Annotated in this window: 20 protein-coding genes; 16 read left to right on the forward strand and 4 right to left on the reverse strand. The window is 56.4% G+C overall.

Annotated features, from left to right (window positions below; genetic code table 11):
- Positions 1-3: 3 nt before the first annotated feature.
- The 6 genes from LKO31_RS08315 to LKO31_RS08340 all read left to right on the forward strand — a co-directional run bounded on the left by LKO31_RS08315 (position 4) and on the right by LKO31_RS08340 (position 10858).
- Positions 4-2076 carry an adenylate/guanylate cyclase domain-containing protein gene (locus LKO31_RS08315; protein WP_227689829.1) on the forward strand — a complete coding sequence of 691 codons (2073 nt, stop codon included), beginning with the start codon at positions 4-6 and terminating at the stop codon, positions 2074-2076.
- A complete protein-coding gene (locus tag LKO31_RS08320; RefSeq protein ID WP_227689830.1) occupies positions 2063-2806 on the forward strand; it encodes a hypothetical protein in 744 nt (247 codons plus the stop codon). The genes LKO31_RS08315 and LKO31_RS08320 overlap by 14 nt, the downstream gene beginning before the upstream one ends.
- A 118-nt stretch (positions 2807-2924) precedes the next feature.
- On the forward strand, positions 2925-4793 hold the full coding sequence (locus LKO31_RS08325; protein WP_227689831.1) for a ShlB/FhaC/HecB family hemolysin secretion/activation protein: 1869 nt from the start codon (positions 2925-2927) through the stop codon (positions 4791-4793).
- A 47-nt stretch (positions 4794-4840) separates the two neighbouring features.
- Positions 4841-8251, forward strand: a complete 3411-nt coding sequence (locus LKO31_RS08330; protein ID WP_227689832.1) for a beta strand repeat-containing protein — start codon at positions 4841-4843, stop codon at positions 8249-8251.
- 103 nt (positions 8252-8354) lie between these two features.
- Complete coding sequence (gene cysS, locus LKO31_RS08335; RefSeq protein ID WP_407699265.1) at positions 8355-9818, forward strand: cysteine--tRNA ligase; 1464 nt, start codon at positions 8355-8357, stop codon at positions 9816-9818.
- A 92-nt stretch (positions 9819-9910) separates the two neighbouring features.
- Positions 9911-10858, forward strand: a complete 948-nt coding sequence (locus tag LKO31_RS08340) for a D-2-hydroxyacid dehydrogenase (RefSeq protein WP_227689834.1) — start codon at positions 9911-9913, stop codon at positions 10856-10858.
- Positions 10859-10916: 58 nt separating this feature from the next.
- Here the strand turns inward: LKO31_RS08340 and LKO31_RS08345 are convergent, their stop codons facing one another.
- Positions 10917-11135 carry a DUF2093 domain-containing protein gene (locus LKO31_RS08345; protein ID WP_227690583.1) on the reverse strand — a complete coding sequence of 73 codons (219 nt, stop codon included), beginning with the start codon at positions 11133-11135 and terminating at the stop codon, positions 10917-10919.
- A 103-nt stretch (positions 11136-11238) separates the two neighbouring features.
- Positions 11239-12582 (reverse strand): oxygenase MpaB family protein, encoded by a 1344-nt coding sequence (locus tag LKO31_RS08350; protein ID WP_227689835.1) that lies wholly within the window; start codon positions 12580-12582, stop codon positions 11239-11241.
- Positions 12583-12650: 68 nt separating this feature from the next.
- On the opposite strand from LKO31_RS08350, the gene LKO31_RS08355 reads away from it, so the two are divergent.
- Positions 12651-13349 (forward strand): CerR family C-terminal domain-containing protein, encoded by a 699-nt coding sequence (locus tag LKO31_RS08355; RefSeq protein ID WP_227689836.1) that lies wholly within the window; start codon positions 12651-12653, stop codon positions 13347-13349.
- 69 nt (positions 13350-13418) lie between these two features.
- On the opposite strand, the gene LKO31_RS08360 is transcribed toward LKO31_RS08355, so the two are convergent.
- Positions 13419-14090, reverse strand: a complete 672-nt coding sequence (locus LKO31_RS08360; protein WP_227689837.1) for a helix-turn-helix domain-containing protein — start codon at positions 14088-14090, stop codon at positions 13419-13421.
- A 526-nt stretch (positions 14091-14616) separates the two neighbouring features.
- Here LKO31_RS08360 and LKO31_RS08365 point away from each other — a divergent pair.
- From LKO31_RS08365 to LKO31_RS08375, 3 genes are all read left to right on the forward strand, one after another.
- Positions 14617-15348: a LuxR C-terminal-related transcriptional regulator gene (locus LKO31_RS08365; protein ID WP_227689838.1), complete on the forward strand. Its 732-nt coding sequence runs from the start codon at positions 14617-14619 to the stop codon at positions 15346-15348.
- Positions 15349-15479: 131 nt separating this feature from the next.
- Complete coding sequence (locus LKO31_RS08370; protein ID WP_227689839.1) at positions 15480-16172, forward strand: nitroreductase; 693 nt, start codon at positions 15480-15482, stop codon at positions 16170-16172.
- A 3-nt stretch (positions 16173-16175) separates the two neighbouring features.
- Positions 16176-16718: a hypothetical protein gene (locus tag LKO31_RS08375; protein ID WP_227689840.1), complete on the forward strand. Its 543-nt coding sequence runs from the start codon at positions 16176-16178 to the stop codon at positions 16716-16718.
- Positions 16719-16906: 188 nt separating this feature from the next.
- Here LKO31_RS08375 and LKO31_RS08380 read toward each other — a convergent pair whose 3' ends face one another.
- Entirely contained in the window at positions 16907-17362 is a 456-nt protein-coding gene (locus tag LKO31_RS08380; RefSeq protein ID WP_227689841.1) for a hypothetical protein, read from the reverse strand.
- A gap of 118 nt (positions 17363-17480) precedes the next feature.
- Here LKO31_RS08380 and gyrB point away from each other — a divergent pair, with 118 nt between their 5' ends.
- The 6 genes from gyrB to LKO31_RS08410 all read left to right on the forward strand — a co-directional run bounded on the left by gyrB (position 17481) and on the right by LKO31_RS08410 (position 25971).
- Positions 17481-20063: a DNA topoisomerase (ATP-hydrolyzing) subunit B gene (gene gyrB, locus LKO31_RS08385; RefSeq protein WP_227690584.1), complete on the forward strand. Its 2583-nt coding sequence runs from the start codon at positions 17481-17483 to the stop codon at positions 20061-20063.
- A gap of 190 nt (positions 20064-20253) precedes the next feature.
- Positions 20254-20811, forward strand: a complete 558-nt coding sequence (locus LKO31_RS08390; RefSeq protein WP_227689842.1) for a septal ring lytic transglycosylase RlpA family protein — start codon at positions 20254-20256, stop codon at positions 20809-20811.
- Between the two features lie 298 nt (positions 20812-21109).
- The gene (locus LKO31_RS08395) at positions 21110-21664 is read left to right on the forward strand and encodes a cytochrome b (RefSeq protein ID WP_227689843.1); all 555 of its coding nucleotides are present in this window, start codon (positions 21110-21112) and stop codon (positions 21662-21664) included.
- 268 nt (positions 21665-21932) lie between these two features.
- Positions 21933-22076 (forward strand): hypothetical protein, encoded by a 144-nt coding sequence (locus LKO31_RS08400; RefSeq protein ID WP_227689844.1) that lies wholly within the window; start codon positions 21933-21935, stop codon positions 22074-22076.
- A 310-nt stretch (positions 22077-22386) separates the two neighbouring features.
- Positions 22387-24228, forward strand: a complete 1842-nt coding sequence (locus LKO31_RS08405; RefSeq protein ID WP_227689845.1) for a putative bifunctional diguanylate cyclase/phosphodiesterase — start codon at positions 22387-22389, stop codon at positions 24226-24228.
- Positions 24229-24345: 117 nt separating this feature from the next.
- Positions 24346-25971, forward strand: a complete 1626-nt coding sequence (locus tag LKO31_RS08410; RefSeq protein WP_227689846.1) for a methyl-accepting chemotaxis protein — start codon at positions 24346-24348, stop codon at positions 25969-25971.
- Positions 25972-25973 lie beyond the last annotated feature (2 nt).

Below are 25973 nucleotides of genomic sequence, written 5' to 3' on the forward strand. Positions count from 1 at the left end.
TTTATGGCGAGCAGCGCCCCGCCAGCAGATGCCGCCCCCGCATCCACGCACGCTATTCCCATGGCAAAGCGGCTGCGGCGGCTTGTGGCACAGCTTGGCCCATGGCGTTTAATCGTCGTCACTCTGGCCTTGTTATTGGCCGTCGCACTGGCCCGTTTCAGCTGGGAAGCCCCCTTAATTGGCGAGGCGGAACGCGCGCTCTATGACGCCCGCGCCACCGCCATGGCCCCGCATGTCAGCCAAGACAAACGCATTGTCATGGTAACCTATAATGACGAAACCTTGTTCAACACGGGCATCCGCTCTCCGCTGGACCGCACCTTGCTGGCCAAGGCACTGGGCAATATTGATGCCATGGGCGCAAAAGCCATCGGCATCGATATTGCCTTTGACAGTCCCCGTCCCGACGATGAACTGTTGAAAAATCAATTGCGCGCCATGCAGACGCCAACATGGTTGGCTTATGCCGAACAGGCCAGCAACCCGAACACGATTTTCTTTGAGCAACAACGCTTTCTCGAAGCCTTTCTAGGCTCTGTCCGCACCGACAAAACGCAGCCGACCAGCGTGTTATTTCGTACCGACGGCGACAGTGTTATTCGCAAATGGCCGGACCGGCCGGCCAATCTGCCGCCGTTAATGTCCAACGCCTTGGCCCCCGTTGATGCGGCCCATAAAAATTATACGGGCCCCATTCGTTTCTTGTCCCCTTCCCGCGCCACCGCGGGGCAAGAAGAACCCGTCTTTGCCAATATCCCCATCGACAGCTTTGCGATGGATATGGACGATGACATGCGCGCTAGCTTTGCCGATCTGGTGCGCGGACGTTATGTCCTGATTGGCGGCGATATTATTGATAATGATCAATTTAACACGCCGCTCAGCCGCTTTGTGGACCCCATTACGGGCGAACATGAAACGATGATCGGACTGGAAGTCCATGCCCATATGCTGGCCCAGCAATTGGACGGGGCATGGTTCAAGCCCATTTCATCGCCCATATTATGGGGCTTGGCAATTTTGGTCGTGCTGGCAGGTGGGGCCACCGCCTTGGTCGATATTCGCGCACGTTGGATGATTTTGCTGTTCGGCAGCCAAATGCTGTTCTTGGCCGCTTTTCCCTTTTGGCTTCAGGGCCAGAATATTGACACATCAGATTTGCCATCCTTTGGCTGGGCCTTTGGCTGGCTGCTGGGCTATGCGTCTTTTGGCACCGCAGCGCGCGCTGTCGGGTCCAGCCAGCGCGCCTTTGCGCAGTCCGCCCTGGGCAAATATCTGCCCGCCGATATTGCGTCGGAAATCATCCGCGACCCCGACCGCTTGTCCTTGACGGGCGAAAAGCGCGAGATTTTCTGTGTCTTTACGGACCTAGAGGGCTTCACCAAATTAAGCCACGCCATCACGCCAGAGGATGTGGCCCGATTGCTGAACGAATATTTGGATCGTCTATCCGACGTGGTGCTGGAACATGGCGGCACCATCGACAAATTTGTCGGTGACGCCGTGGTCGCTTTTTGGGGCGCGCCGATCAGCCGCGCCGACGATGGGCAACGCGCCGCCGCAGCGGCCTTGGCCCTCTATGAGGCTGGCGAAAAATTTCGCATCGATATGGCCGAAGGGGTGCCGCCGCTGGGCATGACCCGCGTGGGTTTGCATGTGGGCGACGCGATTGTTGGCAATTTCGGCGGTGATGGACGCATTCAATATACGGCGCTAGGCGACAGTATGAACACCGCCGCCCGTTTGGAATCCGCCAACAAAAGCTTGAAGAACAATATTTTGTTCAGCGCAGAAGCCGCCACGCGCAGCGACCGTGATGATTTGATACCCATGGGACGCGTGACGCTACGCGGGCGATCACGGCCCGTCGACCTGTTCACCCCGCGCCCCGACTTGACCGCGCAGCAACGCCAATTGGTGCACAAGCTGGTCGGGGCACATGGTGCGGGCGATCACACAGAATATGTGATGATCGCCACAGAAATTACCAAAATTTTGCCGCAAGACGCTGCTATCAACTTTCTGATTGAACGACTGAGCGCCACGCAAAGGGGAGAAAGCTATGTCCTTACCTAAATTCCGCATTCGCCATTTGGCGATGACCGTTGCGGCGGTGTCAGCCGTAACATTGGCGGGAACAGCCGCCGCGCAGACGATGGTCGTTCGTGCGACGGGGCCTTCTGCTTCCAAATATCCGGCGGGCAGCCGCCTGAAAGACAGCGACAAAGTCACGCTGATTGCCGGCGATAAATTGGTGCTGATGCAATCGGGCAAGACCCGCACGCTCAGCGGACCTGGCAATTTCACCGCCAATGGCCCTGTGTCGGCGAGCCAAAATACCAGCACCGCCGTCACGCGCATGCTGGCAAAAGGCCCCACCATGCGGTCACGCGGCGGGTTTTCACGCGGCACCGACGCGCAAAAGGTGCTGGACGCCCGCGCCCCCAATTTGTGGCTGCTCGATTACCGCGAAGGCGGCACCTTCTGCGTAGCGGATGCTGGCGGATTGCTGCTCTGGCGCCCCGATATGGACAGCGACCAACTGCTGCGCATTGAACAGGGCGAGCATAGCGACACCATCGCCTTTGTGTCGGGGGCCAATTATCGCAAATGGCCGAATGAAACGCTACCCATCCAATATAATGTGGATTATAAACTGTCGGGTGGCGGACTGGCTGCACCTGTGACCGTTCGCTTTGCTGCGCTGAACAGCACCCCCGATGGGGCCGAAGCATCGATGGAGGCGCTGATCAGCAAAAATTGCACAGGCCAAATTGATCGCTTGGCAGCGGCCATGGCCGACTAATCACCGCCCCTGCCGCCGCGGCGGCGGCAGCCAGCACGGGTCGCACCGAAAATGGGGGCTTTACCCCCAATGAGAATATGAAATTCCGCTTTAATTCAGCGGAACGAAGGGGGGTTTTATGGGGTTTCAGGCCATGATTGGTGCCGCGTCTTGGCAAAATGGGCAAGCACCCGTGCGGACGACCAGCATTTTGACAACGGGATCACTGCCTGTACATCTGCGTAGCATCCTGTTGGCCAGTGCTTGTGCAGTGACAGGCCTGATGCCGTCGGCTGCGCTGGCCCAAAGCGGCAATATTTTGCCGACCCGTGAAGAATTGCAGCAACCACCCATATTGTCTGCCCCGCCCCAGCGCCAACAAGCCATTACGGCCGAAGACCAACTCATCGAACGCGCGCCTTGTGCCTTGGCCCAGCCTGAATATCAAAATATTCGCTTCACCTTGCGCAGTGTGACTTTCACAGGGTCCGACTTTGTCGATATGGCCACCCTATCCCCCAGTTGGTCGGCCATGCAGGGACAAGAATTATCGCTGGCCGCTGTTTGTGAAATTCGGGACCGCGCCGCCACCATTTTGCGCCGCCAAGGCTATTTGGCGGCGGTTCGCATTCCGCCGCAAACCATTGAAGACGGCGCTATTCAATTGGATGTGCTGACCGCCAAGCTCGCGCGGGTCGAGGTGCGCGGCAATGCCGGTGCCAATGAAGCAATGCTGGAATCCTATCTGTCGCATTTGACCGATCAGCCTGTGTTCAATATCCACAAAGCCGAACGAGCCTTGCTGCTAGCCCGGGATATTCCGGGCATGGACGCCCGCCTGACCCTGCGCTCTGGCAGTGTGGAAGGCGAAGTGATTGGCGAAGTGCAAGTCGTTCGCATGCCCTATATCTTTGACTTTGCCGTGCAAAATTATGGCACGCGTGATGTGGGCCGCTGGTCCGGCGTGGCCCGTGCACAAATTGCGGGCCTGACGGGCATGGGCGACCTGACGACGCTCAGCTTTTATGCGACGCCCGACCTTAAAGAACAAAAGGTTGTGCAAGTGGCGCATGAATTTCGCGTTGGGCGCGACGGACTGCGCATCGGCGGCAGCTATAGCAACGCATGGACGCGGCCCGATATTCGGGGACTGGACCTGCGCTCCGATGCCCAGATTATCAATCTTTACGCCAGCTATCCCTTGCTGCTCAGCCAGACACAGCGCGTCAATATTGGCGGCGGATTGGATTTCATCAACCAAGACGTGCGCCTGACCAACTTAAAGCTGAGCCAAGACCGGCTGCGTGTGGCCTATATTCGCGCCGATGCGGGCTGGGTTGATGCCGGCTCCATCCAAGGGCGCGGCGGCTATTCACCCAGCCACCCACGCTGGTCGGTGCATAGTTATCTCGAAGCGCGAAAAGGCCTGAGCTTTTTGGGTGCCAGCGATGATTGTGGCGCCAATGGCGCGGGCTGCGCTGCGCCGGGCCGTATCCCATTGTCACGCGTCGAGGGTCGCCCCGATGCCTTTTTGCTGCGTGGGTCGATGCAAATGGAATATCGCCCGCATCCCAAATTCGCCCTTTCCGCCGCCCCGCGCGGTCAATGGGCGGCCAAGCCTTTGCTGGCCTATGAAGAATTTTCGGGCGGCAATTTCACCGTCGGACGCGGCTATGATGCTGGCACGGTTATCGGAGACAGCGGCGCAGCCGTCGCCCTCGAGGCACGCTATGCCGGCGGCCTATCCTTGGGTAAGAAACATGTCGAACTTCAGCCCTATGTCTTTTTCGATGCGGTTCAAATTTGGAATAAAGACAGCAGTCTGGCTGGCCTAGACAAGCAGCATATGTTTTCAACCGGCCTTGGGTGGCGCGCAACGGCCCATAAAATTGGCCGCGTGGACATGACATTGGCGGTGCCGCTGAACAAGGCTGGGCTGCTGACAGAACGTCCTGACCCTAGGTTGCTCGTTTCGCTATCAACATTTTTTGGCGTCCGCGCCCGCTAAGCCTGCTGGGCACCCAAAGCGTAGAAAAGCATAAGAGGATGACGGCCATGACATCATTATCGCCCGCCCGCTTCACCACCCTGAAATCCATGTTGAATGGCGGGTGCGCGGCGTTGACCTGCGCCGTCATGCTCGGTTTTTCTGCGCCAGCTTCGGCGCAAATTACCGGCAACTATCACAGCGGCATGGGTGGGGTCACATTGGATTCCACCGTTAACACCGGTCAGGTCACGGTCGACCAAGGCCAGACAGTGATCCGCTGGACGCCCACGGGCCCGAATAGCGGCGCCTATGTCACCTTTTTAGAAGCAGGCAATAGCCTGAACTTCAACGCATCCAGCGCCGTCAACGGTAACTACACGGTACTCAACCAATTTGTGAACGCCGATGGGTCGGATTTCGCGTCGGCGATCAATTTTAACGGCAATGTCACCTCGTCGCCCAATGGCAATATTTGGTTCCAAAATGGTGCGGGCATCTATGTTGGGCAGACTGGGCGGTTTGACGTTGGCGCCTTGGTTCTGACCAGCCGCAATATCTTGCATGACCTGCAAGATGCGGGATCGGCGGGCACCAGCGGCAGCCTCTATGGCGCAAACGGAGAGATTCAGTTCGGCGGCACGCGAACCTCCACCGATTTTTATGACGGCATCGTCTGGAATAGCGGCACCATCAACGCAACATCCAACTATGTCGCGATTGTTGCACCGAACATTGTTCATGACGGTACCGTCACCGCCCATGGGTCCGTCGCTTATGTTGTGGCCGAAGCGGCCAGCATCCGGATCAACCAAGGCTTGTTCGATATTGATGTCACGACCGGTTCTGGCACCGGAACAGGCAATGAAACCTTGCTGACTCATCGCGGGCAAACCTTGGTCAATGGATCGGACCCGAACCAGAATATTTACATGGTCGCGATCCCGAAAAACAATGCCGTCACAATGTTGGTCCAAGGCAATGTTGGATATAGCGCTGACACCGCCACCACGGGGTCCAATGGCTCGATCATCCTATCGGCGGGTCGCAACATCGTGGGGGGCCAAATTGATATCAGCGGCCCAGTTCAGGCCAATGCGGATATCCGCATTCAAACTGCGGCATCCAGCACGACCAGTTTCAACGGAGCGGTCACGGCCCACGCATCCGGCAGGTTGACCGGCGACATTAGCACAGCTTCCACCTTGGCCTTTGCTAACAGCAGCAATTTGACTGGCGATGCATCCGTTGATGTGTTCGTGTCTGGGCGCTTGGAAATGGGCCACAGCGGCAGCCTTGATCCCGCTGATTTGTCGCTGACGTCATCGGGTACGGGCGCTAGCTCGGGTGACGTCCGCTTGTCGGCGACGGGCGGTGTCATTCAGCTAGACGGCAATCTCAATATGAACGCCGACTCGTCGCTGGTACTGGGGACAGATTTCATCCGGGGCGGCGCGGTAACGCTGTCCGCATCTGGCGGCGGCCAGCTGTTGTCGGGCGCCGACACCCAAGTCACGCTTTCAGCAAATGGTTTTGACTCAAGCGGCTCGTCCCAGCCATTCACCATTTATGGTGGGCAGGTTCGGGTCGGCGTCGAAAGTGGCGGCAGTCTGGACCTCAACAATATTTCTGTGGATGCCAGCGGCGATGATTATGCAGGGCGCATATCCTTCATCGCCAATGGCGGGACCATTGCGGCCGACAGCATTGACGCAGCCGCAGATGGTTTGAACGGCAGCGGACAGGACCCTAGTGATCCCACTCCTGTTAACACGCTGACCGCAACGGACGGCATTATTTTTCAGGCGGTCAGCGGGGGCCGCATCGCAGTGGCCGGCGGCATAGACGCCGCGACCAGCGCCAGCATGGGCTTCCACCTGTCCGGCGCGGCGGATAATATGATCAGCGCGCAAAATGGCATATCCGCCGATGCTGGCGGTTGGATCGAACTGCACCACACGGGGCGCGGCGCTGGCACCAACAGCATTTCTGGCGGCGCGGTGAACTTTAGTGCACGAAACAAGATTGTCGCAGACGCCAACAGCAAAATCATGGCGACAGAGGCGCTTGATTTACGCGGCGGACGGGGCATTGATTTGGGCGAAGCGCAAAGCCAAGGCACCACATCCCTCTATGCCGAAGACGGCACGGTGTTGGTGGATAATTTGCTGTCCAGCGACACTGTCGACGTCACTGGCCGCAGCGTCGACATCGCCAGCACGGCAGGACTGAGCTTCAGCAATATCAACGCCTTTAGCGGCGATGCCACCATTCGGGTTGCCAACACCCTTGGCATAATGGGTTCTGCGCAAGCCGAAGGCAATATCACGCTGACCTCGGCGGATATTGATATCGATAGCAGTTCAGGCCAAATTATGTCCTTTTCTCCCGACAGCACCGTTCGCTTGATCAATGGCAATAGCGCCAACACCACCAAGATCGGCGGCACACAGACCGGCAATGAATATCATCTGAGCAGCGATGAACTGAACAGCATTCGCGCCGACACTATCATCATCGAAGCCCCAGCCAGCGCCGCGAGCTCGGCTCCGCAAGTCATTCTGGACGATATGACGGTCGATTTTGGTGATATAGGGAATTTGTCCATCCTGTCGGGTGGGGACATGTCCGTTGTTGGCAATGTGAATGTCTTCGCGACATCCGACATTGTAAGGCTCAACCTAGTCGCCGCACGCGAAATGCGTATTTTGCTAGGCGAAGGTTCCATTTTCATGGGCAATATGTCCGGTTCGTCTGAGCCCACGGGCACATTGAACCTGACCGCACCGCGCATCATTGCAGCGACGCAATCCGCGATCAATGATCTGGCATCGGCCACCACCCAGCGCCAATATGAACAGCGTTTGATGGAAAATGACGGCTTTGCAAACAACGGCTATATTGCCGCAGGCCGCATCAACGCCACCGTCGATACGGGCTTTTTCGTCCAAAATAGCGGCGACGGCATTTTGCCGACGGAACGCAATGGCCTAGCCTTTGGGCCCGGTGGGCTGAACATTAACACAAGTAATGCCAACACTTTGGTGGTGATCAACGGGACACGCCAAACCTTCAATGGCATTTTTACGGGGGCCGACGCCATCACGCCATTTTCGGATATTTTCCCCGGTGTGACCATCAATGGGGAACGTCCGTCATCCAGCACAAGCTTCAACCAAATATCGTTGATGAACAGTTGCCTGATCGTCGACCCGACCGTCTGCGGTGCAGCAGCCTTGGGGCCAGACACGCCAACGACACCCAATTTGCCGGAATTTCCGATTCAAGTGATCATCGGCGATCCCACCTCCCCCGACAATGAGCCAGAGGATGAGGTGATCGCCGAAGAAAGGGAATCCGCCGAAATGCCCGAAAGCCTGATCAGCGTCAGCGACATTCATCCCATGTCCGGCGAGCCGCTTATCATTGATCCGGTCACCGGCGCGGCCAATGACGATCTGTGGGCCCCAACGCCCTAGGGGCAAGGCCCTAGGGACGAAGCAGGCATCGTTCATATGGCCCGCCATAGGGATAATCACATAGGACGCGCTATCGGCTTGACGATGGCGCGTTGATCGGGGCATGGCTTCGGCCATGACCGACCTTCATCGTCCCGCCGAAACACCACTGCATCTGTTCAACAGCCTGACGCGCAGTCTGGAAATATTCACCCCCGTTCATGCGGGCGAAGCGCGTGTCTATAGCTGTGGCCCCACCGTCTATAATTATCCCCATATCGGCAATATGCGGGCCTATGTGTTCGCCGACACGCTAGGCCGCACGTTGCGGCACAAGGGGTATAAATTAACCCATGTCATCAACATCACCGATGTTGGCCATTTGACCGATGACGCCGATGCTGGCGAAGACAAGCTGGAAAAGGCGGCGGCAGAGAAGGCGCAATCGATTTGGGACATCGCCCGCCATTATACCAATGCTTATTGGGCGGATATTGACGCGCTGGGCATCACCCAGCCAGCCCATTGGTCCATCGCGACCGACTATGTTCCGCAAATGATTGAATTTGCAAAGCAGATTGCGGACAAACATTGCTATGAACTGCCCAGCGGGCTCTATTTCGATACCAGCACGGTGTCCGATTATGGCCGCTTGGCCCGCCACGGCACCGACGAAGGCGAAAGCCGCATCGACCCCGTGGACGGCAAGCGCCACCCTGCCGATTTTGCGATTTGGCGCAAAACACCCGCAGGCGAAACGCGCCAGATGGAATGGGACAGCCCATGGGGCAAAGGCGCGCCAGGTTGGCATTTGGAATGTTCGGTCATGTCCGAAGCGTTGCTCGGCTTTCCTTTCGACATTCATACCGGCGGCATTGACCACCGTGAAATTCATCACCCCAATGAAATTGCACAAAACCAAGCCCATAGCTGCTCCCCCGACAGCGGCGCACGGATGTGGATGCACAATAATTTCTTGGTCGAACGATCGGGCAAAATGTCCAAAAGCTCGGGCGAGTTTCTGCGTCTGCAATTGCTGATCGACAAGGGATATCACCCCCTCGCCTATCGCCTGATGTGCTTACAGGCCCATTATCGCAGCGAATTGGAATATAGCTGGGACAATTTGGCCGCCGCGCTGACGCGTTTGAAGCGACTGGTCATGGCCGTCATGCCGCTGCGCGATGTCACCAGCGCGACCGTCGAGCATCCCCGCCTGTTGGACTTGCTGACCAAGTTCGACGCGGCAGTCTCCGACGATCTGAATACCGCCATTGCCCTGACCTTGATCGAGGAAGCAGCCGCGATGAAAAAGGTCGACACCGGCGAAAAACGCGCCTTGATCGAAGCGATGGACAAGGTGCTGGGCTTGCAATTGTTCAGCATCACCCGCGAAGAATTGCGCCTACGCCCCAAGGCCGCAAGGATCAGCGAAGCCGACATCACCAGCATTTTGGACCAACGCAAAGCGGCGCGGGCCAACAAGGATTTTGCGGCATCCGACGCCTTGCGCGATCAACTCATCGCCGCTGGCGTGGATGTGATGGACGGCGACCCCTTGGCATGGGATTGGCGCCCCATCCTTTAGCCCCATCCGTTAATAGAATAATCTGGTGGCGGGGCTTGTGGTACCTATCAAGCTTCGCCATCCTCTTCGTCAACGATGATGGAGAGGAAAATATGTCCAAAAGCGTTGCCGTGATGTCGGCGATGATCCGCCCCCTGCTGGAATCGAAATTGCCGCATTGGGTGGAACCTGTATATTTCAGCACCCGTGAGGAAGCATTAGCGCTGGCTCCGCGCGCCGACATTGGCTGGTTCGATATGTATCACCGCGCCGATATGGCAGCGGCGATTACAGCGGCCGAAAATATGAAATGGCTGAACAGCATTTATGCCGGTGTCGATGGTATGCCGTTGGAATTAATGGCCCAGCGCGGTGTCACCCTGACCAACGGCGCGGGCATTAACGCCATCACCATCGCCGAATATGTGGTGATGGGAATGCTGAATATCGCCAAGGGGTATCGCGATGTCATCTATGCCCAGCAACGCCGCGAATGGCTGATCGACAGCCCCGGCAAGATGGAATTATTCGGCAGCAAAGCCCTGCTGCTGGGCTATGGCGCAATTGGCAAGTTAATCGAAGAACGACTGCATGGTTTTGGTGTGGATGTCAGCGTGGTGCGCCGATCCGGCGGCCAAAACGGTGTTTTGGGACCGGACGAATGGCGGGCCAAGCTGGGCGATTTTGACTGGGTAATTTTGGCGGTTCCGGCTACCGATGAAACGGACGACATGATCGGCGCCGCCGAATTGGCGGCCATGAAAAACAGCGCCATATTGGTCAACATCGCGCGCGGCACGGTGGTGGATCAAGACGCCCTGATCCATGCCCTGCAATCCGGCGAAATCGGCCACGCCTTTTTGGACGTGACCACGCCCGAACCTTTGCCCAGCGATCATATTTTGTGGACAATGGACAATGTGCATATCAGCATGCATTTGTCGGGCCGCGCACAGGACAAAATGTTTGTGCGTTCCGCCCAGCGGTTTTTGGACAATTTGGAACGCTGGCACCAAGGCGAAACCTTGGCGCATCAGGTGGATTTAAAGCTAGGCTATTAAACCCCATATGGTGCGGGGCTGCATGGTGCATCCCCGCCGCCATTTGTTGTTCGTCCGATCAGGATTTCGGCAAATTGGCAGCGCCGCCAGCGATGATCGCCGTCGCAGAAGCCTTTGCATCCACATAAGCTTCCTGAAACTCGGCGCTCCAATATTTCAGATCTTCTAAGGCGATTTGCTGGCCGGTAACGGCGCACAGCACATAGCGACCGGGGCGCACCACCGCAAATTCGGGGGTATCATATTCCAAAATCGCAAGGTCATTCTTGGTAAACATAGGTTGCATTTGCGCTTCTGCGCCATGGATGTCCAGCGTTGATATGATGGACGTCTGCCCGCAAGCGACATAGCATCAGCCATGCCGCCCAAGGCTTCGCGCCCTATTCCGCCGGAACAGCTTGCGGCGCCGCGCGATAGTGGCTGGCGTCCGTGGTAAATTCCGCATGACCATAGCTGGCCAGTTGGTCCTTAATTTTGCGAACCAAACGGCGATCCGCCCAATCACAAACCAACGGAATTTTCCGCATCATCGCATAGCCAAATAAGCGGCCAAAAACGAACACGCCCGCGATGGCGGCCAACAACTTGTCGGTCGGGGTAATATATACTCCCATGTCCCGTGCTTTTTTCTCATCCCCTTCCAAAAAGCTTTTCAGGAAGAAAAGCTTGGAAAAGCTCATTTCAAACACGCCATAGATACGGGACTTCAGGCTGTTGTCCGGCCGCAAATCCGCCGCCATCGTCGAGCGCAGCAACTCTCCGCATGTGCTGTCATCAAATCCAGCCCGCAATGTGCCGCCCCGCGCTGTCATCAAATCCACAATGCCTTGCGGCGTATCGGCCAGCAAATCTTCGGGCAGTCCCAGCAAAAAGCAACGATAGCGGGACAATTCCACCTTGGCCCGCTCGTCACGGTTAAACTCGGTGCGTCCCTGCCGCAGCAGCTTGTACGACAGCAAGAAAATGGTGATTAATCCGGCGGGCATCTGGTCCACCTGCGGAATGGGAATGCCATATACACCCAAATCCCAATCCTTGGGACGCCGCATGACATTGGCCCGCACCATGCTGTGCATCAACCGCACCATGGCGGCCGATTTAAACCCTGGACCAAAGCGTTCCAAGGCCCCCGGCAGCACCGATGTGCTAAAGAAAGTCGCCGTTTCCTTGACCCGCCGCGCCGATGTGCCGCTGGACAAAGTGTTGGTGATCGCCATTGGCAATGCGGCATATTTGTTGATGAAGGTCGCGATAAAAGCGCCGCGAATGATGAATGGCCCCATATTGGCGGCGCTATTGCGGTCCAGACGCGCGCCCTCTTCCACCATTTCCATGTCCAGCCAATCTGGCGTTTGCTCCATCGCATGGATGAACGCGACCAATTCTGGCGGCGCATCGGGCACGGATTCGACGCCTTTGTCGCAAGCCTCGGTCAGCATCTCTACCAAGTGGCGGAACCCATATTCGCGCATCAAACCCGCATAAGCATCGGCAACACGGTCGCCCATCAGCGAATAAGCGCGAATAAATTCCATCATATGCGAATCCGCCAGCAAGGCGGCGCGTTCGGCTTCATATTTTCCCGATATGGTGGAATGGTCGTGCGCCGTTGCGGCAAAGCGTTCGGGGATGACAGAGAAATCGACATTGCCATAAATGGCTGGATTTTCCTGTTTTTGCGATTCCACTCTTTGCCACAAGCTTTGCAGGTCCACGCGTGCCATATCTTTATGTCCTCTCGCCAATTGCTTTCACAATATCTATCAATTGATAGAATTTCAACAGGCTTTATATGTCTTCTGATATGACGTCCAAATCCGCCCTTTCTCCGTCATCGGCCCGACAAATGCGTGCCTCCGCCCAAGGCTATAAAAAAGGCGAGGAAACGCGCCGCCGTATCTTGTCAGCGGCATCAGAAATATTTGGTGAGCGCGGCTTTGCGTCCGCAACCACCCGCATGATCGCGCAAAAGGCTGAAACCAACCTGCCAGCCTTGACCTATTATTTCGGCAATAAAGAAGGTCTGTACCGCGCCTGCGCCGACGAAATTGTGGCCGATTATCACAAAAGTGTGGGGCAACTCGCGGAACAAATTGCCGCCATGCTGGCTACCAATATGGACGCCAAAACGGCGCAGACATTGCTGTTTGACTTGCTCAGCAATTTGGCGCGTTTCCTACTCACCTCGCCCGACACGGAAAGCCGCGCTTTATTCATTCAACATGAAATGGCTAGCCCAGGGGCAGCGTTTGAAATTCTCTATTCCCAGCTATGGAACCCCGGCATTGCGCTAACCGCCATGCTGATCCGCGCCGCTTCCAATGGGAAAATTGACGAACGCGCTGCATGGGTCCGCGCCGTCATGATGATCGGCAGCCTGACCAGCCTGATTTCGGGCCGCCCCATTATCACGCGCACGGCGGGCGATCATGATTTGGAAATTTTGGTGCTGGACGCGCTGAACGACCAAATTCTATCCTTGGCACGCTAGGCATAGCACGCCCCCACCCGTGCGGCGGGCGAAAAGCCTAACCGCACGGCGCACCAAGCCTATTTCGGCTTAAAATTCCACCGTGATACGCACACGCTCTGGGCGCACAGCCGCCGCGGCGGCGATGGAGGCACGGGCCGATGCAATGACACGGTCCAGCGGTTCCGCACCGCCGCCCCTGCTCGGGCCGCTGATGGTCGGAACGGTCGCGGGTAGCACCGGGCCCACAGCCGCATCGCTGCCCCAAATATCGGCGGCATCGACGCACAGGGCCCTCGCCAATGCTTCAATGCTGCGCACGCGCGGAACGGTTTTGCCCGTTTCCCATGCCCAAATGCTGGGTTTGCTGATGCCCGCACGCCGCGACAAAGCGGCCAAACTCAATCCTCTTGCTTCGCGCAAGGTCCGAAGGCGAACCGACAAAGATAATGGCTCGCTATCGGCTGTTACGGCCATAGCCGGCGCAGTTGCCGCAACCGATGCCAATTCACTCGTGATCTCCGCCGCAGCCAACAGGTCATGCTTGCGCGCCATGCTCAGCATTTCTTGGCTGATGGGATGTTCAAAACGACAGCCATATAAAGCGTCACCCGTCCACACGACGACAGCCGCTGTCGGCTCCGCCGCAGACATGGAAATATGGATTCGCTGCCCCGCGTGCAGCAATGTTTCTGTTTCCAGCAGCACCCCTGTCGCGGACAGGTTGTGAACCACAATCGGCTCCGCCCCGCGTGAAGACAAAAGGCCTTCCGCTTCCGTGAAAAGTTCGAATCGATCCGCCCCGCGCGCTTCGTGTTTTTTATCAATATCGGGACAGTTGATAGGGTTATACATTCATCTCGCAATCTGCTGGTTAGCTATGGCGCAAAACCTATACATGCCCTGAAAAACAAACAAGCTAAACACCCATTATGGCGACAAAAATTATCATTTCCAAACAAATCCCTGTGCCAGATCGGGTCACCGTTACTCCATCCTCATTGGCGGGCCTATCTCGGCTCCATCATCCCTTCACTAGTTTCACTTTGCCGGAGTTTCATCCAATTCAAAGCATGCTGGCCGGCCCGAGGCTGTCGTATAGCTCCCTAGGCATTTCGATTATCTCCGACCCTTTCAAGACCCATCCCGATGATATCACGTTACATCCAGACAGAATGCCGATGTAACGCCCCATATCCAGCCATTTTGGCGGCACAATGGAGCAAACAGCGCCTTCCGCTCCCTCACGTCATTTTGCATCATTGCGTCTTCTTGGGGGGACGCAACCATGAAAATTGGCATAATCATGCCCTGCCCATTACAGCAGCAGAGCATCTCATCCCATTTGCGCGGCCATCATCATCAGGATTTCATGATCGCTGAGCGGCTCGCAGATTTGCCATATGGACCATGGCCAGACATGGTTTTGCTGGCGGATTGGGCCTTCTTATCACCAAGCGAGCGCGAATTTTTGTTGAAAAAATCATGCGCCACACCTTGTTTGGCGTTAATTGTTATCGCGCCATTCCTAAGCGGGGACGACGCCCACCAACTGTTGCACAGCGGGGTAGCGGATATATTGAGCAGCGCATCAGACCTGACCGGCCTTACCATTGCCGTACAACGCCATAGCCTTTCATTGTCGTCACGGCGGCAATGGTTATGTGATCAGGAACAAGCTGCACAGATTTTGCACCACCTCACGCCAAGAGAACAAGATATTCTGCGGGCGCTGCATGGCGGCTCTAGCAACAAAATTGCTGCCCGATTGCTGGGTATCAGCCCGCGCACCGTCGAAGTGCACCGCGCCAATATGCTTCGCCGGACCGGCATGGCGAGCATTGCTGATCTGTTGAAAATCCAAAGCCAAATGGACCAAGCCCGCGCGGCACTGGAACGGCGGAACTATGGTGGCTTGGTCCTGCATGAGAATTATGCACCCAATCACGCACCCATCGAGCCGCATCTCGCGCCACGCGCTTCCCCGCCGGATCGCCCATCATCGATGCGATGGAATTAGCAGCGATGTGGCGGGACACATATGATTTCACATTTATGAAAATACCATAGCTATACGTCATGATTTTCCTGACATAGGGTATGAAAAACAGCGGCAAGACCGCACCGATGATCATCACCGAGGGGAAATTCATGTCTGACGCCGCATCGCCTATTTCTGTTACATCCGCTTTGGCGGCGCGCCGGTCGGTGCGCGCATTTCAAGACAAGGCTGTTGATCCCGCCTTGCTGCGCGATATTTTCCGCAAAGCCCAGCGCGCGCCATCCGGCGGCAATTTACAACCTTGGCAAGGTGTCCTTGTAACTGGCGACAAATGGGCAGAAGTCCAGCAAGCCGTGACGGGCCGCATCGCCATGGGCAAAGCGGGGCATGAACCAGAATATGACATTTACCCCCCTGCCATCACCGATCCTTGGGAAAGCCGCCGCTTTGGCGTTGGCGAAGGATTATATGCGTCCCTGAACATCCCGCGTGAGGACCGAAGTGGCCGCTTGAAACAGTTCATGGAAAATTACCGTGGTTTCGGCGCACCCGTAATGCTTTTTGTTCATTGCTCGCGCATCATGGGGCCACCGCAATGGTCGGACATGGGTATGTGGCTGCAATCATTGATGTTATTGTTGACGGAGGCTGGGCTTGCTACATGCCCGCAGGAATGTTGGGCCATGTACGGAAAAACCATCCGCGACACGCTTGGCTTGGATGATGGGCAAATTTTGTTTACGGGTTTGGCCATCGGCTATGCTGACATGGACGCACCCGTCAACAACTGGCCAGTGCCCCGTGCAGATATTGATGACATATTGGAATGGCAGGGATTTTAACGAATGACATGGCAGCATAGCAAGCTTCGCTGGGCCTTATCCGCCGCGCTGATCACCGCGCTGGGCGGCTGTGCTGCCATCCCCAAGGTCGACGAAACACCGCCGCAGGCCCCCCTTCCCCCGCCGCCGCCAGCGCCGCCATCCGTGGCACCGCCGCTAAAAAGCTGGGAAGAACGCGCCCTGACATCTGGCGCTTGGCGCTATGATGCCTCGCGGCGCACGGCGTCCTATGTCGCGGCCGGACAAAGCGCGCCCATCATCACCATGGCCTGTGCAGGCGGGTCAATGCGACTGGAAACCGCCGCCTTTGCATCGGGCGGCCAAGCCGTGGCGGTGGATTTCAAAACCAGTTTTGGCAACACGCGCTTGCGCTTTGAACCCCATGGATCGGGTGGCAATTTGCTGGTCCTGTCGCCGCGCGACCATAAGCTGGATCAAATGGCCTTCAGCCGAGGCCGCTTTGCGTTGGATGCCAGCAATGGTCGCACCCTGACTCTGCCCGCCCACAGCGAGGTGGGCCGTGTCATCGAAGATTGTCGGGGGTGATTCATATCGCGGCGACCCACGGGAACGTTGTGACGCCAAACTGCGCAATTACCCAGCCCCGCTGACACAAAAAAGGCGGCCTACCCTAGTTGGGGCCGTGCCGCCTGATTGTCACCATAGCAGGCACGCGGAAAAATAGCGTGCCTTCAAGCGTTTGACCGAACTGGACTAGCGGGGCCAGGCTCGCCTCAGCTACCCAGCCGAACCGACCCAGCTTTAATCCAGCCCCAACGGCACGGTCCCTGATATTCCTGCTGACTGGCGACAGAACGGGTTACGCCGCACATTTCCGGTTCCGTGCGGGGCGCGGCAAATACCACACCAAACCATTCGTCATTTTCCGCGGCTTCACAGACCGAAATTGGCGACCCAGCGGCCAGCTTGGCCTTCACCGCCCGCGTCTCATCGGGTGCCCAATACACGTCCGTGCCGCCTTCCTTGACCTTTGACACGCTCGAACAGGCGGGCAGGCTTGGTCCTTCTGTGCCCACTTGCACAGGGCGCACCGCCAAAGCCGCGCCGGACACGGCGGGTGCATTATCCTCTGGTGGGGCGGGCGTGGAACAAGCGCTCACCAACGACAAAGCAGCGATGGCACATAGCGATTTGGCGGCCATCGGGCGCGGCAATCGGATCAGGGGCATGGAAAATATCATGATGTAAAACTAGCGCCGCAAGACGCCGTGCGCAATGTCGCTGATCAGCTTTGCTTGGTCCGCATTTTCGCTTGGGTTTTTCGGGTCTGGACCCTATATCATCGACATGACCGAAAGCACTGAAAACACGACGCCGCAAAACGCGACTGGTGAAACGCTGACAGCAGCACAGACCCACAGCGACAGCCCGTCCCAACAACCCAATCAGAACAGCTATGGTGCCGATTCGATTAAGGTTCTGAAGGGCCTTGACGCTGTTCGCAAGCGCCCCGGCATGTATATTGGTGACACGGATGACGGTTCCGGTCTGCACCATATGGTATTCGAAGTGTCTGACAATGCGATTGACGAAGCCTTGGCGGGCCATTGCGATCTGGTGCTGATTACCCTGAACAGCGACGGATCGGTCAGCGTTGAAGATAATGGCCGCGGCATTCCGACGGGCATTCACAGCGAAGAAGGCATTTCGGCTGCCGAAGTCATTATGACCCAGCTTCATGCTGGCGGTAAATTTGAAAATAGCAGCGATGACAACGCCTATAAAGTATCCGGCGGTTTGCATGGTGTCGGTGTGTCGGTGGTCAACGCTTTGTCCGAATGGTTGGAACTGACCATCTGGCGCGACGGTATCGAACATTGGATGCGCTTTGAACATGGCGACAGTGTCGCTCCATTGATCGAGCGCGGCCCTGCTGCAGCGGGTAAAAAGGGCACATGCGTCACTTTTTACCCCTCGACCGAGACGTTCAAAAACGTCACTGAATTTGATTTCGCCAAGCTGGAACATCGCTATCGCGAACTGGCCTTTTTGAACAGCGGCGTTCGCATCAAATTGGTGGACGCACGCAGCACCGAACATATGGTGCATGACCTGTTTTACGAAGGCGGCATTGCGGCTTTTGTGAAATTCCTCGACCGCAACAAAAATCCGCTGCTGCCCGACCCCATTGCGATTTCGTCGGAACGCGACGGCATTGGCATTGATGTCGCCTTGGAATGGAACGACAGCTATTATGAAAATGTGCTGTGCTTCACCAACAACATCCCACAGCGCGACGGCGGCACCCACTTGGCGGCTTTCCGTGCGGCCCTGACTCGCACGTTGAACAATTATGGCGAAAAATCTGGCCTGCTGAAAAAGGAAAAGGTCAGCCTGACCGGCGAAGATATGCGCGAAGGCTTGACGGCCATTGTGTCGGTCAAACTGCCGGACCCCAAATTCTCGTCCCAAACCAAAGACAAGCTGGTCAGCAGCGAAGTGCGTCAACCATTGGAAAGCCTGATGGCCGACCGACTGAACGATTGGTTGGAAGAAAATCCCTCGAACGCCAAAATCGTCGTTCAGAAAATCGTCGATGCCGCAGCGGCCCGTGAAGCCGCCCGCCGCGCCCGCGAACTGACCCGCCGCAAGGGTGCAATGGACATCGCTTCCCTGCCCGGCAAACTGGCGGATTGCCAAGAACGCGACCCCAGCAAATGCGAATTATTCTTGGTCGAAGGGGACTCCGCAGGCGGCAGCGCAAAGCAAGGCCGTGACCGCAAGGTTCAAGCCATTTTGCCGCTCAAGGGTAAAATCTTGAACGTCGAACGCGCCCGTTTTGATCGGATTATCTCATCCAAGGAAGTCGGCACGCTGATCCAAGCACTGGGCACCGGCATTCGTGATGAATTTAACCTTGAAAAATTGCGGTATCACAAGATTGTGATCATGACCGACGCTGACGTCGACGGCGCGCATATTCGCACCTTGCTGCTGACATTCTTCTATCGCCAGATGCCAGAAATCATTGAAAATGGTCATCTTTATATTGCGCAGCCGCCTTTGTACAAAGTGGCGAAGGGCCGCAGCGAAGTCTATTTGAAGGATGACGCGGCACTGGAAAATTATCTGGTCGACGCGGGCATTGATACGCTGGTGTTGGAAAGCCAAGGCGGAACCCGTTTTGGTCAGGACCTGCGCGAATTAATTGAACATGGCCGCCGGATGCGCGCCTTGATGCATTATGTTCCGCGCAATCTGAACCACGGCCTGATCGAAGCCTTGGCGCTGACTGGCGCACTGGACCCCGAATTGGATACAGCGGGCCGCGCTCGCGCCGCCGCTACCTTGCCTGCGTGGCTGAACGCCGCCGACAAAGCCCTGTCGGGCAGCGGCGAAGCGGTTTGGACCGTTTCTGCCGACGACCATGGCGGATATCAATTGGAACGTCGCTGGCGCGGCGTAAGCGATTTCCACAGCATCGACGCTGCCTTTTTGGCCAGCCAAGAGGCACGTCGCTTGCACAAATTGGCAGCGGAACAGGGCGAAAGCTATACCGCCCCCTCGCGCTTGGTGAAGCAAAGTGCCAATCATGTGGAAGCAGAGGCCAGCAGCGAAAATGGCGAAACAAGCGTCACCATCACAGGGAAATCCACCCCTGTGACTCGCCCATCCGAACTGCTGGAGGCCATTTTTGCGAACAGCCGCCGTGGCCTGTCGATCAGCCGATACAAAGGACTGGGTGAGATGAACGCCGAGCAATTGTGGGAAACCACGCTCGACCCATCCAATCGTTCCTTGCTGCGGGTCGAAGCGGAACAGGCTGATGTTGCGCATGAAATCTTTGAACGCCTGATGGGCGACGAAGTGGAACCACGGCGCGAATTCATTCAAACCAACGCTTTGTCAGTGGCGAATTTGGACGTGTAACAGGCGACAAATGTCGTAAATCTACCAAATATGGAAATCATAAAAAGGGCGGTTTTCCGCCCTTTTTTATTGCAACACATCCCAAAATCACTACTCATTTGGTCGGATTATCGGCTCAAGCCATCGCCAAAATATTGCAGGCCAAACGCCATGCTGCTTGAAGCCCCTTCAGCAAAAACAGGGGATCCCTATGCGTTATTTGATGGCCATTGCAGCACCGCTGCTGCTCGCAAATTCGGCCACCGTACAGGCTGAGACACTGCCGAGCGGCGTAAGCGCATCGGTGAACGCCATGTTGTCAGCTGTCTCGGTTGTGGATCAACGCCTGTCGCGCTCAAATGTTGCGCCGCAAACAACCTATGTCCCAGCTTTGTCGATTAACGAAAAGGCCGATGACGTCGAGGCCCCGCTTGCCGACGAAAATGACATCAACGACACAGATAATGCGGAAACCCATGTCGGCGACGGCTTGGCAAGCTTTTACGGCAAAGAATTGGCCGGAAACCGCACCGCCAGTGGCGAACGCTTTAACCCAGACGAACTGACGGCCGCCCATCCCTCCTTGGCATTTGGCAGCAAAGTGCGCGTTACCAATTTGAACAATGGCCAAAGCGTGATCGTCCGTATCAATGACCGCGGCCCCTTCACCCATCGCCGCGTTATCGACGTATCCCAAGCTGCAGCACGCGAAATCGGCATGCACCGCACCGGCACCGCCCGCGTTTCCATGGCACTGCTCAGCGAATAATTGCGCCAAATAATGCGGCCCATGTCCGCTGCTTTCCCAAAATCCCTCCGGTCCTTATCTTGCAATTCTGTCGCCATCGGTCATTTGCTCGCTGATGGATAGCATATAGCGGCTTGGCCGCCCGCGTCTGGCACGCACATGCCCCTCCCTTATCCCAACTGCGCACATATGTTTTCACGGCTTCCCGTGCATTTTGCTCGCGCAATCGCGCACAAAGTCATGGAGTTGAGACAATTTTCCGCATATCAATCATGCTGACCTAGCCAAATATGGCCCAACTGCAGCACGGAGGAACAGCATGAACCCACGCTCCACCATCAAATCCTATGATGCCTTCACGCGCTTGCTGCATTGGGTGATGGCCGCACTGCTGTTTTGGCAATTTGGCGGCCTGATCGCCGAAGGAATATGGGGGGAAACCCCGCTGATTAAAGCATGGACAGCCACACATGGCTCAATTGGTCTGATCATCTTGGTAACGGCGATCATTCGCGTGACATGGGCGATCATTCAGCGGCCCCGCCGGCCAGCATATTCCGTCAACCTGTCGGGTACCGCCGCCCGCAGCCTACATGCCATTTTCTATGCGGCCATGCTGATCATTCCCTTTGTTGCCCTCCTTCGTTCCATCGGCAGCGGACGCGGCGTAAAATTTTTTGGGACCGAGCTGCTCGCCTCAACAGGTCAGAAAATTCCGGCGCTAATGGCCCCCGCCAATGCTGTGCATGGGCTGTTTGGCTGGACATTGCTGGCGCTGATTTTGGGGCATATCGCGATGGCTCTATTTCATCATTTCGGCCTGAAAGATGGCGTGATGGCAAAAATGCTGCCCAGCCTTCGGCGTCAGCGTTAATCCGCGCATCAGCACCGCTTGTGGATTGGGCGGCTCGGCGCGGCTTGAAAAACCGCATGGCCCGTCCTATATTCAGGTCAGCTTGATCAGTGCGGCCACCGCGCTGCATGGTCTAGTTTGGTTCAAATAGGGTCGTCCTTTCGGCCCAACCCCGCTAAAATCCTATATTTTGCGATGAACCTGTCACAGTCTCAACTATGACCAACCATGATGCCGCACCCTTATTCGGCGTCATCCAAATGCAATATTTCAACGATAAAAGAGTAATATGACACATAGTAACAATATTTATCCCCGCCTTTCCGGCCTTTCGCTCGCGGGAAAGCCGCTTCGCCTGCCTGCCGAAAAACGCCCCTTGGCCGTCCTTCCTCGCCGCGAGTTGCAACGCCTAATCGCCGATATGGTCGATTAAAGTCGCATGCCCTGCGGCGACCCTATCCAAATATTATAAAATAGCATTCGCATTTTAAAACCGGCGCAGCGACTCCACTCACGCTGCCCATAACGGCGGTAGATCCGCCGCAATCCCATCGCTTCTCTACCGGGCTAAAAGCCCCCCTTAATTCGCCAGATCGTGACCGTAAAAGCCCAGCTTTCCGGCGTCCACCCCCCCACATCCTTCCTGCATGGATCGGTAGTAAACTATATGCTATCGGCGCGATCTTAATTCTATTTTAGGATTTCAAACAGATAGACCCTCTCACTAGAAGTGAGCCCGACCCATGCCGCATTTGGCAAATTTAGCCGACCGCACCCTTTTGCCCGCCGATCACCAGCGCCCTTCCACAAGCGCCGCCGCTTTTTTTTCCGACGCGGACCGGAATGCGGACGCAAGTGCAGGCGTGCCCGCCGCGCTGATCGTGGAACAAGCGCCGGTCAGCCCGCAAGAAGCGTTGCAGGCGGCTTTTGCCAATCCGCGCGAGGCGCTGAATCAGGCAGCGATCGTCGCGATCACCGACGCACGGGGCAATATTGTTGCCGTCAATCAAAAATTTTGCGACCTCAGCGGCTATACCCAAGATGAGCTGATTGGCCGCAACCACCGTCTGCTGAAATCTGGTGTGCATGACCGCGCCTTTTTCCAAAATTTATACCGCAGCATTTCACGCGGAAAAACATGGCATGGAACGCTGTGCAACCGCGCCAAGGGCGGCCATCTTTATTGGGTGGACACCACCATTGTCCCCAACCGAAGCGCCGACGGGAAAATTTTGGGCTATACCGCCATTCGGTTCGACGTCACGCCGTTGACCCATGCTCGGCAGGAATTATGGAACCAAGCCCATTTTGATGTGCTGACCGGCGCCGCCAACCGCCGACATTTCCTCAGCCAGTTGGAGGAACGCACCGCCCAGGCGAAACAAGCCCCCTTTCATGTGGCTATGCTGGATCTGGACCATTTCAAAGAGGTCAATGACGCTGGCGGTCACAATATTGGGGACCAATTGCTGCGCAATGTCGCCGATATTATCGGCACTCATCTGCACGACGACGAACTGTTGGGACGATTGGGCGGCGATGAATTCGCCATGATTTTGCGAGCATCCGACGCTCCCGCCACGTTGGATCAACGACTTCGGGCGATGTTGCAGGATATATATGCCCACCGTTTAACGGACAGCGCCGTTCCGCGCAGCACCGCCAGCATCGGCTTGTCTCGCTTTCCCAATGATGGCGACAACAGCCATGAATTGATGCGGCGGGCCGATCTGGCCCTCTATGCTGCCAAACGCGAGGGGGGCGACGACTGGCGCGCGTTCCAAATCACCTATGAAGCCGAGGCTGAACGGCGACTTGATCTACGCACTCGTTTCTTTCAAGCCTTTGCAAACAAACAAATTCATATTTATTATCAACCCATTATTTCGCTCTGCGCGTCTGGCCCACCCGCATTTGAGGCGCTGGTTCGCTGGATAGACGATGATGGCACGATTTTAACGCCGGGCAGTTTTTCCGAAATCTTGCAAGAAGAAGCGACCGCCCGCGAAATTGGCAATTTGGCCTTGAACACCGCCATCAACCAAATTCAGCAATGGAATGCGGCGGGCATGGCCTTCAGCACGATCAGCGTGAATGCCACGGGACCAGACCTGCGGTCCGACATGTTTGTCGGCCGAATTGTCGATGCCATTCTATCCGGCCAAATCCGTCCCAATCAACTGGCCATCGAAATCACCGAAGGCATGTTGCTGGATCGCCAAGCCCGCCGTGTGCGAAGCAGCATTGATAAATTGCATCAATTGGGCATCCGCATTGCTTTTGATGATTTTGGAACCGGCTTTGCCTCGCTAACCCATTTGCGTGAACTGCCCATCCATGTTGTGAAAATCGACCGGAGCTTCGTTCAGGCGATTTGCAACAGCAGCAAAGACCGCGTCATTGTCGACAGCCTGATTACCCTGTCCCACCGCTTGGGTTTGCAAGTGGTTGCCGAAGGCGTGGAAACCGAGGACCAAATGCGCATGCTGGCGCGCATGGGGTGCGACCGCATCCAAGGCTTTCTGATCGCCGAAGCGCTGAACGCCACCGTCGCCCAAGCTTTTTTGGAGAATGTCAGGGCATAACAACAATGTTTATCAACTCATCAACCTTTGATTAAAGAGTTGCAGTTAGGGCGTCAGCATCGTTCCCAATCGGTAAACCACCAATATTGGGGCACAATATACTGATGGAGTCGCACCGTGGACCGCAATCAACGCGCTGAAGAAATTGCTGCAAGGATTAATTTCTTTGGTATCAGCCGTTCTGATTATGCTCAATTTCCGGCTATCGCCAAGTCGCTGGATGACCATGCCCCCACGGCGATGACCGCATTTTACGGTAAAATCAGCCAAACGGCCCAAGTGTCGCATTTCTTTTCGTCGCAACAAGCGATGAACCATGCACGGGATAAGCAATTGGGCCATTGGCAGCAATTGTTCGCGCGCCCGCTGGATGAAGGATATTTTCAACGCGCCGAGCGTATCGGCAATGTTCATGCCCAAATCGGCCTGAAGCCAACATGGTATATTGGCGGCTATGCCTTGGTGCTCGAACGCGTCATTCAAGCGATCATCAATGAATCTTTGGTTCAGCGCCTGAATGGCAAGCAATTGGGCAAGAAGATCAGCACATTGGTCAAATTGGCCTTGCTGGACATGGACGTTGCTTTGTCGGCTTATTTCCATGCCGAAGAAGGCCAGCGATTGGCCGTGATCGACCAATTTGGTTCAGCCCTATCGGAACTGGCCCAGGGTGATTTCACATCCGAACTGGGCGAATTGCCCGAAGCCTTTGCCCAAATCGAAAAAGATTTCGAGAATATGCGGGAAAAGATCAGCGAAACGCTGGTCCAAGTTTCCGTGACCGCCGACAGCATCAATACCGGATCGGTGGAGATCGCGCAGGCATCCGACGATCTGTCTATCCGGACCGAACAACAGGCCGCCTCGCTGGAGCAAACAGCCGCTGCTATGGACCAACTGACCAGCGGCGTTCGCGAAGCGGCTGAGGGTGCGGAGCATGTGAAAAACAGCGTCGAAGAGGCTCATCATGACGCGAGCCAAGGCGGCGCGGTGGTCAAAGAAGCGGTGCGCGCAATGGACGATATTCATCGCTCCGCCCAAGAAATCACCCAAATCACCAATGTCATTGATGGCATTGCATTCCAAACCAACCTATTGGCGTTAAATGCGGGCGTCGAGGCTGCACGGGCTGGCGACGCAGGCAAGGGTTTTGCGGTTGTCGCCAATGAAGTGCGCGCGCTCGCCCAGCGTTCCGCCGAAGCCGCCAAGCATATCAAGGATTTGATCAGCGCCAGTTCGCAGCAGGTCGAACGCGGCGTGGCCTTGGTTGGCCAGTCGGGCGAATCGCTGGACCGCATTGTCGACCGCATCGGCTATATCTCGCAATTGGCGGGCAATATCTCGCAATTGGCGGGTACACAGGCCAACAGCTTGCAGCAAATTAACGTCGCCGTTGGCGAAATGGACAAGATGACCCAGCAAAATGCTGCGATGGTCGAACAATCCACTGCCGCAGCGCGCAGTTTGGCCAATGAAGCGAGCCAGCTTGCGGCTCTGGTTGGCCATTTCAACTTGGCCAACAGCGCGCCCTCTAGTCGCTATCAAAACGGCATGGCTGTGCCAGTATCTTCGCTGGCTCACGCACCTTTTAAAGCCCCAGCATCAGCCCCGCGTCGGGGCAGCGGGACGCCGTCCTGTGCCCCCACTTTGGGCCGCGGCCGCCCAGCCGCTCCGCCGGTCACACCTCAGCCGACCGCAGCGCTGGCCAGCGCTGGCGCAGATGATGATTGGTCGGAATTTTAACG

This window comes from Sphingopyxis yananensis (assembly GCF_020687785.1).
Lineage (GTDB): Bacteria > Pseudomonadota > Alphaproteobacteria > Sphingomonadales > Sphingomonadaceae > Sphingopyxis > Sphingopyxis yananensis.

What these genes read in the sequence shown, in the direction of transcription:
- LKO31_RS08395 (WP_227689843.1), top strand. Translation starts at nt 21,110, where the DNA reads ATGAACCCACGCTCCACCATCAAATCCTATGATGCCTTCACGCGCTTG.
- cysS (WP_407699265.1), top strand. Translation starts at nt 8,355, where the DNA reads ATGGCTTCGGCCATGACCGACCTTCATCGTCCCGCCGAAACACCACTG.
- LKO31_RS08380 (WP_227689841.1), bottom strand. Translation starts at nt 17,362, where the DNA reads ATGCCCCTGATCCGATTGCCGCGCCCGATGGCCGCCAAATCGCTATGT.
- LKO31_RS08320 (WP_227689830.1), top strand. Translation starts at nt 2,063, where the DNA reads ATGTCCTTACCTAAATTCCGCATTCGCCATTTGGCGATGACCGTTGCG.
- LKO31_RS08405 (WP_227689845.1), top strand. Translation starts at nt 22,387, where the DNA reads ATGCCGCATTTGGCAAATTTAGCCGACCGCACCCTTTTGCCCGCCGAT.
- gyrB (WP_227690584.1), top strand. Translation starts at nt 17,481, where the DNA reads ATGACCGAAAGCACTGAAAACACGACGCCGCAAAACGCGACTGGTGAA.
- LKO31_RS08345 (WP_227690583.1), bottom strand. Translation starts at nt 11,135, where the DNA reads ATGTTTACCAAGAATGACCTTGCGATTTTGGAATATGATACCCCCGAA.
- LKO31_RS08355 (WP_227689836.1), top strand. Translation starts at nt 12,651, where the DNA reads ATGTCTTCTGATATGACGTCCAAATCCGCCCTTTCTCCGTCATCGGCC.
- LKO31_RS08340 (WP_227689834.1), top strand. Translation starts at nt 9,911, where the DNA reads ATGTCCAAAAGCGTTGCCGTGATGTCGGCGATGATCCGCCCCCTGCTG.
- LKO31_RS08370 (WP_227689839.1), top strand. Translation starts at nt 15,480, where the DNA reads ATGTCTGACGCCGCATCGCCTATTTCTGTTACATCCGCTTTGGCGGCG.
- LKO31_RS08400 (WP_227689844.1), top strand. Translation starts at nt 21,933, where the DNA reads ATGACACATAGTAACAATATTTATCCCCGCCTTTCCGGCCTTTCGCTC.
- LKO31_RS08350 (WP_227689835.1), bottom strand. Translation starts at nt 12,582, where the DNA reads ATGGCACGCGTGGACCTGCAAAGCTTGTGGCAAAGAGTGGAATCGCAA.
- LKO31_RS08325 (WP_227689831.1), top strand. Translation starts at nt 2,925, where the DNA reads ATGGGGTTTCAGGCCATGATTGGTGCCGCGTCTTGGCAAAATGGGCAA.
- LKO31_RS08365 (WP_227689838.1), top strand. Translation starts at nt 14,617, where the DNA reads ATGAAAATTGGCATAATCATGCCCTGCCCATTACAGCAGCAGAGCATC.
- LKO31_RS08330 (WP_227689832.1), top strand. Translation starts at nt 4,841, where the DNA reads ATGACATCATTATCGCCCGCCCGCTTCACCACCCTGAAATCCATGTTG.
- LKO31_RS08390 (WP_227689842.1), top strand. Translation starts at nt 20,254, where the DNA reads ATGCGTTATTTGATGGCCATTGCAGCACCGCTGCTGCTCGCAAATTCG.
- LKO31_RS08315 (WP_227689829.1), top strand. Translation starts at nt 4, where the DNA reads ATGGCGAGCAGCGCCCCGCCAGCAGATGCCGCCCCCGCATCCACGCAC.
- LKO31_RS08375 (WP_227689840.1), top strand. Translation starts at nt 16,176, where the DNA reads ATGACATGGCAGCATAGCAAGCTTCGCTGGGCCTTATCCGCCGCGCTG.